The sequence below is a fragment of the Xylophilus sp. ASV27 genome, assembly GCF_016428875.1.
GTDB lineage: Bacteria > Pseudomonadota > Gammaproteobacteria > Burkholderiales > Burkholderiaceae_C > Xylophilus.
On the sequence record NZ_JAELTO010000118.1, the window covers coordinates 1 to 13,156 of the forward strand.

10 protein-coding genes and 1 pseudogene are annotated in these 13,156 nt (G+C 69.9%); 7 read left to right on the forward strand and 4 right to left on the reverse strand.

The annotated features are described in order from the left end of the window. The first annotated feature begins 191 nt into the window (after nucleotides 1-191). From xdhC to JHD63_RS19115, 3 genes are all read left to right on the forward strand, one after another. The gene (gene xdhC, locus JHD63_RS19105) at nucleotides 192-983 is read left to right on the forward strand and encodes a xanthine dehydrogenase accessory protein XdhC (RefSeq protein ID WP_198972403.1); all 792 of its coding nucleotides are present in this window, start codon (nucleotides 192-194) and stop codon (nucleotides 981-983) included. Between the two features lie 173 nt (nucleotides 984-1,156). Beyond that, complete coding sequence (locus JHD63_RS19110) at nucleotides 1,157-2,377, forward strand: urate hydroxylase PuuD (RefSeq protein WP_198972395.1); 1,221 nt, start codon at nucleotides 1,157-1,159, stop codon at nucleotides 2,375-2,377. After that, nucleotides 2,374-3,756, forward strand: coding sequence for an 8-oxoguanine deaminase (locus JHD63_RS19115; protein WP_198972396.1), 1,383 nt, complete (start codon nucleotides 2,374-2,376; stop codon nucleotides 3,754-3,756). Before JHD63_RS19110 ends, JHD63_RS19115 begins: the two co-directional genes overlap by 4 nt. 109 nt (nucleotides 3,757-3,865) lie before the next feature. On the opposite strand, the gene JHD63_RS19120 is transcribed toward JHD63_RS19115, so the two are convergent. The 4 genes from JHD63_RS19120 to JHD63_RS19135 form a co-directional block, all read right to left on the reverse strand. Then, entirely contained in the window at nucleotides 3,866-4,744 is an 879-nt protein-coding gene (locus JHD63_RS19120) for a hypothetical protein (protein WP_198972397.1), read from the reverse strand. Next, nucleotides 4,741-4,935, reverse strand: coding sequence for a heavy-metal-associated domain-containing protein (locus JHD63_RS19125; protein WP_198972398.1), 195 nt, complete (start codon nucleotides 4,933-4,935; stop codon nucleotides 4,741-4,743). Before JHD63_RS19125 ends, JHD63_RS19120 begins: the two co-directional genes overlap by 4 nt. Nucleotides 4,936-4,962: 27 nt before the next feature. Beyond that, on the reverse strand, nucleotides 4,963-7,503 hold the full coding sequence (locus tag JHD63_RS19130; protein ID WP_198972399.1) for a heavy metal translocating P-type ATPase: 2,541 nt from the start codon (nucleotides 7,501-7,503) through the stop codon (nucleotides 4,963-4,965). Nucleotides 7,504-7,675: 172 nt separating this feature from the next. After that, nucleotides 7,676-9,538: a phosphodiesterase gene (locus JHD63_RS19135; protein WP_198972400.1), complete on the reverse strand. Its 1,863-nt coding sequence runs from the start codon at nucleotides 9,536-9,538 to the stop codon at nucleotides 7,676-7,678. Between the two features lie 111 nt (nucleotides 9,539-9,649). Here JHD63_RS19135 and JHD63_RS19140 point away from each other — a divergent pair, with 111 nt between their 5' ends. The 4 genes and pseudogenes from JHD63_RS19140 to JHD63_RS19155 all read left to right on the forward strand — a co-directional run. Beyond that, the gene (locus tag JHD63_RS19140) at nucleotides 9,650-10,960 is read left to right on the forward strand and encodes a glycerate kinase type-2 family protein (protein WP_198972401.1); all 1,311 of its coding nucleotides are present in this window, start codon (nucleotides 9,650-9,652) and stop codon (nucleotides 10,958-10,960) included. A gap of 166 nt (nucleotides 10,961-11,126) precedes the next feature. Then, nucleotides 11,127-11,366 carry a hypothetical protein gene (locus tag JHD63_RS19145; RefSeq protein WP_233168442.1) on the forward strand — a complete coding sequence of 80 codons (240 nt, stop codon included), beginning with the start codon at nucleotides 11,127-11,129 and terminating at the stop codon, nucleotides 11,364-11,366. A 329-nt stretch (nucleotides 11,367-11,695) separates the two neighbouring features. Continuing rightward, on the forward strand, nucleotides 11,696-12,721 hold the full coding sequence (locus tag JHD63_RS19150; protein ID WP_198972402.1) for a phosphotransferase enzyme family protein: 1,026 nt from the start codon (nucleotides 11,696-11,698) through the stop codon (nucleotides 12,719-12,721). A gap of 4 nt (nucleotides 12,722-12,725) precedes the next feature. Then, nucleotides 12,726-12,974: pseudogene (locus JHD63_RS19155) on the forward strand (MOFRL family protein); the annotation flags it as partial. Between the last annotated feature and the right edge of the window lie 182 nt (nucleotides 12,975-13,156).

Genomic DNA, 13,156 nt, shown 5'->3' on the forward strand with positions numbered 1-13,156 from the left:
CCCCCCCCCCCCCCCCCCCCCCCCCCCCCCCCCCCCCCCCCCCCCCCCCCCTCTTTTAGATGTGTATAAGAGACAGGCGCTGGAGAGCAGGGTCAGCAGCCAGGGGCGGCGAGGGGTGTCGGGCGGCATGGGGCGAAGGCCTTCGGATCAGAATGCGGGCAGAGGAAACACGCGTGGATACATTGCAACGGATGCTCGAACGCCTGGCCCGCGAGCCCGCGGTGCTGGTGAGCGTGGAGTCTACCCAAGGCTCGGTGCCGCGCGAATCCGGCACCTGGATGGCGGTGTTTGCCGACGGCCTGCTGGGCACCATCGGCGGCGGCCGGCTGGAGTTCGACGCCATTCAGGAGGCGCGCGCGCGCCTGGGCGCGGCGCGGCCGCCGGAGTCGCGCCGCTATGCGCTGGGCCCGAGCCTGGGCCAATGCTGCGGCGGCGTGGTGCATCTGCGCTACCGCTGCATTGCCGCGCCCGATGCGCAGGCGCTGCGCCAGCAACTGCGCGCCCCGCGGCATCCGCTGGCGCTGTTCGGCGGCGGCCACGTGGGGGCGGCGCTGACGCGCGTGCTGGCGCCGCTGCCGTTCGAGCTGACCTGGATCGACAGCCGCGACGGCATCTTCCCGGCGGACACGCCCGGGGACGTGGCCTGCGAGCATTCCGATCCGGTGCAGGCCGCGGTGCCCACGCTGGCGGCGGGTTCGCGCGTGCTGGTGATGAGCTTCAGCCATGCCGAGGATCTGGACATCGTCGCGGCCTGCCTGGCGCGCCGGCGGCAGCGCGGCGACCTGCCCTTCGTCGGCCTGATCGGCAGCAGGACCAAGTGGGCGACCTTCCGCCAGCGGCTGCAGATGCGGGGCTTCTCCGAGGCCGAGCTGGCCGGCATCACCTGCCCGATCGGCGTGCCCGGCATCACCGGCAAGGAGCCGGAGGTGATCGCCGTGGCGGTTGCGGCACAGTTATTGCAATCAATCTCCAGCCACGAGTAAGGGTAGATCAGGACGCCGGTAGCGTCAGGATTGCATACACTCGTGTGTACAGGTCGCAGCGGAGCAGGGGACGGCAAGCGGCCGTCCCGGGTTCGCGGCCATTGCTGCTCAGAGCGCCCGCAGTGGTGAGCAGACGCTTGCAACGTGCCATGCCCCCCGCATGGCCAGAGAACATGGAAAGCTATCTTCTCGACTGGGCCAACCTGCTGCTGCGCTGGGTCCATGTCATCACCGCCATCGCCTGGGTCGGCTCGTCGTTCTACTTCGTGTTCCTCGACAGCAGCCTCACGCCGCCGCAGGACCCGGAGCTCAAGCGCCAGGGCGCCACGGGCGAGCTGTGGGCGGTGCACGGCGGCGGCTTCTACCACCCGGTGAAGTTCGCGGTGAAGCCGCCGCAGCTTCCGCCGCACCTGCACTGGTTCTTCTGGGAGAGCTACAGCACCTGGATCACCGGCTTCCTGCTGTTCACCGTCACCTACCTCTGGAACGCCAGCACCTACCTGATCGACAAGTCGCTGATGGACTGGTCGCCCGGCGCGGCCATCGGCGTGGCGGTGTCCTTCCTGGCGGTGTTCTGGATCCTCTACGACGGCATCTGCCAGTTGTTCGGCCAGCGCAAGAACGGCGACGCCATCGTCGGCGCGCTGGTGCTGGTGCTGGTCTGCGTGGCCTCCTGGCTGGCCTGCCACTGGTTCGCCGGGCGCGCGGCCTTCCTGCTGGTGGGCGCCATGATCGCCACCAGCATGAGCGCCAACGTGCTGTTCTGGATCATTCCGGGCCAGAAGAAGGTGATCGCCGCGATCAAGGCCGGCCAGCCGGTGGACCCGGTGCACGGCCAGCGCGGCAAGCAGCGCAGCGTGCACAACACCTACTTCACGCTGCCGGTGCTGTTCGCCATGCTCAGCAACCACTACAGCTTCACCTACAGCCATCCGCAGAACTGGCTGGTGCTGATCCTGATGATGTTCGCGGGCGCGGCGATCCGCCAGTTCTTCGTCATGCGCCACGGCTGGAAGCTCGGCCGCAACCGCCATCCGCTGCCCTACGCGCTGGTCGGCGTGGCCGTCATCGCGGGCTGCATCGCCTGGATGAAGCCGCAGCCGTCTGCTGCGGTTTCAGTAGCGGCAGGCCCAGGCGCCGCGCAGGCTGCACCCGTTTCCTATGCAGAAGTGCAGAAGGTGCTGGAGCAGCGCTGCTACATGTGCCACGGCGCCGCCGTGCAGATGAAGAACGTGCGCCTGGATTCGCCCGAGCAGTTGAAGCTGCATGCGCAGGCGGTCTACCAGCAGGCGGTGGTGGCCAAGACCATGCCCATGAACAACACCACGCACATCACGGACGATGAGCGCGCGCTGATCGGGCGCTGGTTTCAGCGCGGCGCCGGCACGCCATGAGCACCCTGCTGATCCGCAACGCCACCTGCGTTGCCAGCATGGACGCCGCCCGCCGCGAGTGGAAGGACGCCTCGGTCTTCATCCGCGGCAACCTGGTGGAGGCCATCGGCCCGGCCGCCGAGCTGCCGCAGGGCGCCGACGAGGTGGTGGACGCCCGCGGCCACCTGGTGGTGCCGGGGCTGGTCAACACCCACCACCACATGTACCAGTCGCTCACGCGGGCGCTGCCCGCGGTGCAGGACGCCGAGCTTTTCTCCTGGCTGCGCGGGCTGTACCCGGTCTGGGCCGGGCTCACGCCGGAGATGGTGCAGGTGTCCACCCGGGTCGCCATGGCCGAGCTGCTGCTCTCGGGCTGCACCACCAGCAGCGACCATCTGTACCTCTACCCCAACGGCGTGCGGCTGGACGACAGCATCGAGGCGGCGGCCGCCATCGGCATGCGCTTCACCGCCAGCCGCGGCAGCATGAGCGTGGGCCGGAGCCAGGGCGGCCTGCCGCCCGACGCTCTGGTGGAGCCGGAAGACGCCATCCTGCGCGACTCGCAGCGCCTGATCGCGCAGTACCACGACGCCGCGCATGGCGCCATGCTGCAGATCGCGCTGGCGCCGTGCTCGCCCTTCAGCGTGAGCCGCGACCTGATGCGCGAATCCGCCGCGCTGGCGCGGGCCGAGGGCGTGCGCCTGCACACCCACCTGGCCGAGAACGACCACGACGTGGCCTATAGCCGCGAGAAGTTCGGCTGCACCCCGGCCGAGTACGCCGAGGCGCTGGGCTGGGTCGGCCACGACGTCTGGCATGCGCACTGCGTCAAGCTCGACGCGGCCGGCATCGGCCTGTTCGCGCGCACCGGCACCGGCGTGGCCCACTGCCCCTGCAGCAACATGCGGCTGGCCTCGGGCATCGCGCCGGTGCGGCGCATGCTGGCCGCGGGCGTGTCGGTCGGCCTGGGCGTGGACGGCAGCGCCAGCAACGACGGCGCCCACATGCTGGGCGAGGCGCGCCAGGCCCTGCTGCTGGCGCGCGTGGGCCGCGCGCTCGAACCCTTGGGCTGCGACCATGGCCCGGCGGAGATGACGGCGCGCGACGCGCTGGCGCTGGCCACCCGCGGCGGTGCCGAGGTGCTGGGCCGCCGCGACATCGGCCACCTGGCGCCCGGCATGTGCGCCGATCTGGCGCTGTTCGACCTGCGCACCCTGGCGTTCGCCGGCGGCGCGGTGCACGACCCGGTCGGCGCGCTGCTGCTGTGCGCCAGCCCGCAGGCCGCCTGGACCATCGTCGACGGCCGCATCGTGGTGCGCGAAGGACAACTGGCCACGCTCGACCTCGGGCCCCTGCTGGAGCGCCACAACGCCCTGGCCCTGCAACTGGCCGCGGGCTGAGGTGTCAGCGGCTGTGGCCGCAGGTTTACAAGGAAAAGTGGCTGCAGCCCAATGATTACCTGGGATTGTAGCTATCTATTTGATAGTGAATCAGTGCCGGGATCGGCGCTCATGGCGCTGCCGCAACGGTGATGACGAAAGGCACCGTTCGCACCCGTCCGCCGCCCATGAACTGGATCCACAGCGCGTACCGGCCGGCCCGAGGAGGCGTTGCGTGCAGCACCAGCCGGGCCGGGATGGCGGCCTTGCGGGCGCCATGCGCGCCGTGTGATTCGTGCCGGGCGTGACCGCCGTGCGCGGCGTCCGCCGCCATGGCGTGCGCGTGGACATAGGCGAGATCGTCGGTGTTCACGAACACCGCATGCGCGGGCACGCCGAGGTAGAGCCCCAGGTCCTTCGCCGGTGCGCCGTCCTTCAGGATCGTGAGCGCCACCATGCCCTCTGTGCCGGCCCGCAGCGCCGAGGCGTCGAGCTCGACCGTGTACGGGCCGTCCGATCCCTGCGGCCCGGCGGCGGGCGCGCGCGGCGAATCGGCCGGGCTCGCCGCGACGCCCACAGGCACCGTGAAGCGGACCACCTGCTGGCCCAGGCCGCTGGGCACGGCGTCGGCGTAGACATGGTAGGTGCCGGGCTTCGGAAAGCGCATCGCCACGCGGAAGCGCCCGTCCGGCCCGAGCCTGGCCGCATGCTCGTGCACGAAGCTCGAGAAACCGCTGTCGGTCCCTAGCACGTGCAGCTCCTGCGTCAGCTCCTGGTCGAACTGCGTGATCGGCCGGCCCGTCGCCTTGTCGCTGAAAGCGATCAGCAACTCGCGTGTCAGCGGCCCGGTCTCCCGGACCACCAGTTCGGCCGTGGCCTTTCCGGTCACGCCGGGCAGGGCGAAGGCGCCCTGCAGCGCCGCCTGCGCCGCGAATGATGGCGCCGCCGCGGCAGCCAGCACCGCTGCCGCGCCGATGGCCAAGAACTGTGTGGTGCGCATGGGGCTCATGGCTTGTCCGGATACCCGGCCTGTTGCAGCGCCGCGAGGAACGCGCTTTCGTCCAGCGCGCTGTCGACGCGCACTTCCCGCGCCGGCGGGTCGGTTTCGATGCGGGCCTGCGGATCGACGCCGAGCAGCGCCTGGGTGACCGATCTGGCGCAGCCGCCGCAGCTCATGTTGGGAATGTGGAAACGATGCATCTCGGCCTCCTGGTTGCTGGTTGCTGGTTACGGTGTCTGGTGCGGCGTCCCGGCGCGCGCCTCGACCGCCATGGGGGCCCGCAGGCGCTTGAGCCGCAGGGCGTTGCCGAGCACGAAGACGCTGGAGAGCGCCATGGCGGCCGCGGCGAAGATCGGCGACAGCAGGGTGCCGTTCACCGGGTAGAGCGCGCCGGCGGCCACCGGGATCAGCACCGCGTTGTAGGCGAAGGCCCAGAACAGGTTCTGCCGGATGTTGCGGATCGTCGCCTGGCTGAGGGCGATGGCGTTCGGCACGCCGCGCAGGTCGCCCGACATCAGCACCACGTCGGCCGCCTCGATCGCCACGTCGGTGCCGGTGCCGATGGCCAGGCCCACGTCGGCCTCGGCCAGCGCCGGCGCGTCGTTGATGCCGTCGCCCACGAAGGCGACCCGCGCGCCGTCGGCGCGGAACTTCTTCAGCGCGGCGACCTTGCCGTCGGGCAGCACTTCGGCCGCGACTTCATCGATGCCGAGCTGTTCGGCGATGGCCGCGGCCGTGGCCGCGTTGTCGCCGGTGATCATCGCGACCCGCAGGCCGAGCGCGTGCAGCGCCTGGATCGCCGCGGGCGTGCCGTCCTTGATCGGATCGGCGACCGCGATCACCGCCGCCAGGCGGCCGTCGATCGCGGCATAGAGCGGGCTCTTGCCCTGTGCGCCCAGGTGCTGCGCGGCCGGAAGAAACACGCGCACATCGAGGCCGAGCCGCGCCATGAACCGGTCCGCGCCGACGGCGATGCTCCGGCCCGCGACCCGGGCCGCCACGCCGAAGCCCGGGGTGGCGTCGAAGCCTTCGACCGGCGCGAGCGCGAGGCCGCGCTGCCGCGCGGCCGCGACGATGGCTTCGGCCACCGGATGCTCGGAGCGGGCCTCGACCGCCGCGACCAGCGCCAGCACCTCGTCGTGGCCGAAGCCCTCGGCGGGCACCAGGTCGGTCAGCGCGGGGCGTCCCTGGGTCAGCGTGCCGGTCTTGTCGAGCGCGATCACGCTCACCTCGCGCAGCGCCTGCAAGGCCTCGCCCTTGCGAAAGAGAACGCCGAGTTCGGCCGCGCGGCCGGTGCCCACCATGATCGAGGTCGGCGTGGCCAGCCCCATGGCGCACGGGCAGGCGATGATCAGCACCGCCACCGCGTTGACCAGCGCGAAGCTCAGCGCCGGCTCCGGGCCCAGGACCAGCCAGACCCCGAAGGTCAGCAGGGCCGCGGCCATCACCGCCGGGACGAACCACAGCGTCACCTTGTCGACCAGCGCCTGGATCGGCAGCTTGGAGCCCTGCGCCTGCTCCACCAGGCGGATGATCTGCGCCAGCACCGTGTTCGCGCCGACCTGGGTGACGCGCAAGCTGAACGCGCCGGTCTTGTTGACCGTGCCGCCGACCACCTCGGCGCCCACGCCCTTGGCCACCGGCACCGGCTCGCCGGTGACCATGCTTTCGTCGACATAGGAGGCGCCTTCGACCACCTCGCCATCGACCGGAATCCGCTCGCCCGGACGAACCTGCACCACGTCGCCGGCGGCCACCTGGTCGAGCGCCATCTCCACCGTGTTGCCGTTGCGCTCGACGCGCGCGGTCCTGGGCTGCAGTCCGACCAGCCGCTGGATCGCCTGCGAGGTGCGCCCCTTGGCGCGCGCCTCCAGCATGCGGCCGAGCAGGATCAGCGTCACGATCACCGCGGCGGCTTCGTAGTAGACGTTGGCGGTGCCCCGCGGCAGCACGCCGGGCGCGAAGCTCGCCACCACCGAATAGCCGTAGGCCGCCGCCGTGCCGACCGCGACCAGCGAGTTCATGTCCGGCGCGCCGCGCAGCAAGGCTGGCACGCCCTTGTGGAAAAAGCGCAGGCCCGGCCCGAACAGGACCAGGCTGGTGAGCGCGAACTGCAGGTACCAGCTCGTCTGCTGGCCCAGCACCTCCATCACCCAATGGTGCAGGGCGGGCACGAGGTGCGAGCCCATCTCCAGGATGAAGACCGGCAGGGTGAGGCTGCCGGCGATGAGCAGGGAGCGCCGCAGCGCGCGCGCCTCGCCTTCGCGGCGCGCGGCGTCCTGCGCGCCCGCATCCGGCGTTTCGGCGGACAGGCGGCGGGCCTGGTAGCCCGCGCGCTCGACCGCCGCCTGCAGGTCGGCGGGGGCGACGGCCCCGGCCAGGTGGCGCACCCGCGCGCGCTCGGTCGCCAGGTTGACCTGGGCCTGGAGCACGCCCGGGACCCGTGCCAGCGCCTTCTCGACCCGGCCCACGCAGGAGGCGCAGGTCATGTCCTGGATCGCCAGTTCGGTGGTTTCCTCGCGCACGGTGTAGCCGGCACCCTCGATGGCGCGCACGGCTGCCTGCGCATCGGCCGCGCCGTTGAAGCGGATGTCGGCGCGCTCGGTGGCCAGGTTGACCGCGGCGCTGTGCACGCCGGGCACCGCCTTCAGCGCGCGCTCGACCCGGCCGACGCAGGAGGCGCAGCTCATGCCCTCGACCGGCAGGCTCAGCCGGGTGAGCACGGGCGCGGAGGGATCGACGCCTGGGGGCAGGGCAGCGGAAACCATGGAACGAGCCTTTGAATGGAGATGGACGCAGAGCTTAGAGATTCACACGGTGTGAAGGTCAAGGCTTGCGTGCTCCAAAGGGCTCGTTCGCGGTGGTTTTTGAAAGAAAAGTGGCTGTAGCCCAGGTGATGTCTGGGCTATTAGCTATTGATTTGATAGTAAACCCCGGCCGTCATCCGACGGCCCGGCGCGCGGCGGCGGCCTCGCGCAGGAACAGGCCCTGCCGCGTGGCCTTGGCGTCGTGCTTGGCCAGCGCCGCCAGGCTGGCAACCTCGTCGGCGTGGCGGAACGCCCCGCGGCCGACCGGAACGGCGCCGATGGACAGCGTGGTGCACGGGAAGAAGCGCGGCTGGCCGTCGCGGTCCTCCCCGTGGATGCCGCCGGCGGCGCGCGCCTCCGGGTCGAACAGCGCGAGCGCCTGCTGCGCGAAGCCGTCCACGATGCGCTCGCAGCGCTCGCGCCAGTCCGGGCTCTGGAACAGCACCATGAAGTCGTCGCCGCCGACGTGGCCGACGAAGTCGCGCTGCGGGTCGGCATGCGCCAGCGCCAGCCGCGCCGCTAGGCGGATCATCTCGTCGCCGCGCCAGTAGCCGTAGTGGTCGTTGAAGGGCTTGAAGTCGTTCAGGTCCGCATGGCAGGCCACGAAGGGCGTGCCGCTGCCCAGCAGCCGCTCGATGTGCAGGTTGATCGGGATGTTGCCCGGCAGCAGGGTCAGCGGGTTGGCATGCCGGGCGGCCTCGATGCGCGCCTCGGTCACCGAGCGCACCAGCTGCTCGCCCGTGCCCAGGCCGACGTAGCGGCCCTGCTCGGTGACGATGAAGCCGTCGTTGAGGTAGCGCTGGTCGTGCGAGGTCAGGATGGCGATCAGCTCGTCGATGTCGTCGTCCAGCTCGATCACGCGCGGCGAGCGGTTGGCGTGCGTGATGCACGGCTTCTTCCCGTGCACCTCGCGGAAGAAGAGCGTGGCGTAGTGGTCCATGAAGTGCTGGCGGTTGACCAGCGCCACCGGGCGGTCTCCGTCCACCAGCGCCACCGCGTGCAGGTTGTGGCGGGCGTGGAACAGGCCGGCCAGTTCGTTGTGCGAGGTGCCGGGTGCCAGCGCCGGCGCGTCGATCAGCGTCAGGCCGCGCAGCACGCCCGGCCGGGCCGGGCGCTGCGGAAAAGCCGGCGGCATGGCCGGGCCGGTCGCCAGGGCGGCCGTGGCGGCGGCCTCCAGCCGCAGGCGGGGCGCCATGGCCGGGCGGCCCAGCAGGTAGCCCTGGCCGTGCGATATGCCAAGCTCGCGCAGGGCGCACAGCTCCTGCACCGTCTCTATCCCCTCGGCCACCAGCCGGGTGCCGAAGATGTTGGCGATGCCCTGGATCGCCCGCAGCACCTGTATCTTCTCGGGGCCGCCGTGCAGCGCGGAGCCGCCCTCCTGCAGCCCGATGCCGCGGGTGAAGTACTTGTCGATCTTGACGAAGTCGGGGCGCAGCTCGGACCACAGCCGCAGGCTGGAATGGCCGTCGCCGAAATCGTCCAGTGCCAGCATGGCGCCGCAGGCGTGTACCTGCCGGGCCACCTCGCGCAATGCCTCCAGGTCGGGGACGCGCTCGTGCTCGGTGATCTCCAGCACCAGCTGGCGCGGATCCACGCGGGCGGTGCGCAGCGCCCGCAGCAGGGCGTCGGGGCCGTGCCGGCGCACCGCCTGCACCAGCGCGTCGGCCCCGATGTTGACGAACAGCCGCCCGGTGCCGCAGGCGCGGTGCCAGTCCGCCAGCACCGTCCTCAGGCAGAAAAGCTCGAACGCCTGCGGGATACCGGCGCGCCGCGCCAGGGCCAGCAGCGCATCGGGCGCGTGCAGCGGCGTGTCGACCGGCCCGCGTATCAGCGCCTCGTGGCCGTAGACGGCGCCTGTTCGCAGGTCGGCCAGCGGCTGGAACACGGCGTGCAACTGGTGGTAGCGCATCAGCCGGGCCACCACACGCAGCTCGCGCCGGGCCTGCGGGTCTGCCGTCGGCACGGAGTCAGTGGGGTAGGCGGCGGCAGGCAGCATGGCTCGCCCGATGCTGCCGCGCCTGCATGACGGGCCGGTGACAGTGGCGTGGCACGGTAGCCGGCCCGGGCAGAATGCGGGGCTTCATTCCTGCGTCGAGACAACCCGCCCATGACAGATTTTGCCGCCGACCCGCGCGCGTTCCTGCGCCACCTCTTCGACGTGGCCGTGCGCCGCGCCCAGCCCCTGCACACGCTGGGGCCGTTCCTGCCGCCGCCGCCCAAGGGCCGCACCGTGGTCATCGGCGCGGGCAAGGCCGGCGGCGCCATGGTGCAGGCGCTGGAGGCCCTGTGGCCGGCCGACGCGCCGCTGTCGGGCTTGGTCGTCACCCGCTACCACCACATCCCGCAGCGCCCGGCCGGCCTGCCCGAACGCATCGAACTGGTCGAGGCCGCGCACCCGGTGCCCGACGCGGCCGGGCTGGCCGCCGCCGAACGCATGCTGCAACTGGTGCAGGGGCTCGGCGCCGACGACCTGGTGCTGTGCCTGATCTCCGGCGGCGGCTCCTCGCTGCTGACCCTGCCGGCCGAGGGCCTGACGCTGCAAGACAAGCAGCGCATCAACCGCGCGCTGCTCGAATCGGGCGCGCACATCGGCGAGATGAACTGCGTGCGCAAGCACCTCTCGCGCATCAAGGGCGGGCGCCTGGCGGCGGCCTGCGCGCCCGCGCGCGTGGTGACGCTGGCGATCAGCGACGTGCCGGGCGACGACCCCTCCATCATCGCCAGCGGCCCCACCGTGCCCGACGCCAGCACCTGCGCCGAGGCGCTGGCGATCCTCAGGCGCTACCGGATCGAGGTGCCGGCCGCGGTGCATGCGCGCCTGGAAGACGGCACCTTGGAGACGCCCAAGCCCGGCGACGCCCTGTTCGACGGCCACGTGGTGCAGCTGATCGCCGCGCCCCAGCAATCGCTCGAAGCCGCCGCCGAGGCGGCACGCGCCGCGGGCCTGCCCGCCCACATCCTGAGCGACGAGATCGAGGGCGAGTCGCGCGAGGTCGGCAAGGTGCACGCCGCGCTCGCGCGCGCCGTGGCGCAGCGCGGCCAGCCGTTCGCGCGGCCCTGCGTGATCCTCTCCGGCGGCGAGACCACCGTCACCATCCGCCCGCGCCAGCCCGGCGCCCCCAAAGGCCGCGGCGGGCGCGCCGGCGAGTTCTGCATGGGCCTGGCGCTGGCGCTGCAAGGCCAGCCCAACGTCTGGGCGCTGGCCGCCGATACCGACGGCATAGACGGCGTGGAAGACAACGCCGGCGCCTTCGTTACCCCCGACACGCTGGCGCGCGCCCTGGCGGCCGGGCGAAAAGTGGCCGAGCACCTGGAGCGCAACGATGCCTATGGCTATTTCGAGGCGCTGGGGGATCTGCTGGTGACCGGGCCTACCAATACCAATGTGAACGATTTCCGGGCGCTGCTGGTGTTGTGATTTTGGGGGTGAGATTATGATGATGCATCCCCGGCGATCACCGAAGCTCTTGCTTCATTCCACTGCCCCATCTGAAATTCACCTCCCCATGTCGCGGATGGGTGGTCGCCTGGGTGGCTTCTCGCGTTAAATAATATCAATTGATGGCCTGGAAATACTGGAAATCATGGATTCTTTCCCGATAATATTCATTGCATTCAAGGTATTCGTGCTCGGCACGGGCATGTTCTTCGCCATCAAGTGGCATTATGATCAGGGCAAGAAGGAGAATGGAAGGGCGAAGCAGCGCGCGGTGCTGCTCGCGGGAGGCAAGGTGGCTACAGTCTTCGTGCTGTCGCTCCTGGGGCTCTCGCTCCTCACCTTTGGGCTTGGCAGGATGCTGGGGTTGGACTTGAATCTCCCATGATGGCAAGGGGGCGTGGGGACATTCAGTGATGTGGCCTTAATTCCTTGAGGTGACTATTGCGACGCATCGGAAGACAGACCGGCATTTGTTTCAGAAAATAGCGTCTTCTCCTCTGTGGGTCTATGAGCCGGCAAGCCATTCGGCATTGCCTTGATGTGTTTCATGGCCCTTGCTCTGAGTGTTTGAGAGTTTCCACGGGATTTGAGTTGGCGCCGTATTTTCGTGTCCAATTACGCCGTTTACCATTGCTTCACTCCTGATATCACAAGCGGCAAGTCAATACGAGAAAGCCACCCTGCTGAAGCGTCTGACCGGACTGCCATTGGCCCATGACCGACTACCAGAAACACGATCCCCAGCTCGTCCCCACCCACACCACCGCAGCCGCCGACTCCATCGCAAGCTGGGTAACGCAGCACCATGGCATTGCGGTCCAGCAGTGCCATCTGATCCGTCGCGGTCTGAACGACAACTATGCGCTGCGGGCAGTCGATGGAAGCCGGTACGTGGCGCGGCTGTGCTCGATCCGGCCGCGGGGGGGCTTCAATGTGGATTTCGAAGTGGCACTGCTGGCGCACTTGGCGGCCCAGGGCGCGGAGGTGGCGGCGCCGGTGCTGGCAGCCGACAGGCGCACGCACGTGCAATTGCAGTTCCCTGAAGGCCCGCGTGCGTTGCTGCTGTTTCGCCATGCCGAAGGCGTCACGCCCGAGTCCTTGGACGAGTTCGAACTGACTGGCCGCGCATTGGCGCGGGTGCATGCCGCGGCGCGGGGCTACGCTGGGCCGCCTAGTCTTTACACGCTGGACGGCTACCACCTTGCCGGCAGGACGTTGATGTACATGAAGGCGCATCCAGAAGTGACCGCCGAGTTGCTGGAGACATACCGCCAACTGGTGGGCCGCCTGCTTGCAGAGCTGATTGCAGCCGAAGAGGGGCTCACGCGTGTCCTGTGCCACGGTGACATGCATGGCTTCAACAACCATGTGGCGACGGACGCGGCCGGCGCCAAGAAGATCGTGCTCTTCGACTTCGACGATGCGGGCCCGGGCTTCCTGGCATACGACCTGAGCGTGCTGCCGTGGTCGTACCTGAATCGCAAGAGCCTCAAGCAGGCCGACGACGCCTTGCGGGAGCGCTGGGTGCACTACCTGCGCGGCTATAGGGCGGGCGGCGGCGAGGTGAGCGACTGCGACCTGGCTGCGCTACCGCTTTTTGTACAGCTGCGGCACCTGTGGAACATCGGCGAGGCGGCGGGCCGCCTGCACCATTGGGGAACTAGCAACGTGTCTGCGGATTGGCTGCAGAAGCAGGTCGAGGTCTTCAAGGCGTGGAGCGCTCTGGATCTGCGCGCGTGATGCCGCGCTGCGAGGCCAGCCCAACGTCTGGGCGCTGGCGGCCGATACCGACGGCATCGACGGCGTGGAAGACAACGCCGGCGCCTTCGTGCAGCCCGACACGCTGGCGCGCGGTCTGGCCGCCGGGCGCAAGGTGGCCGAGCACCTGGAGCGCGACGATGCCTATGGCTACTTCGAGGCGCTGGGTGATCTGCTGGTGACCGGGCCGACCAATACCAACGTCAATGATTTCCGTGCGCTACTGATTTTGTAGCTTATGGCCACTGATTCCTCTTCATTTCAGGTGCTTTTGTATCTGAAATTCAGGATCTACCAGGGGCTTCTGCTATCTTTTTGTGAAAGCAGAAATCGCCGCCCGCTCAGCCCGGCGGGCGTGCCTGCAAGCCGGGCGCCTACCGCCGCCGCAGCCCGCGCGCGCCCAGCACGGCCAGTGCC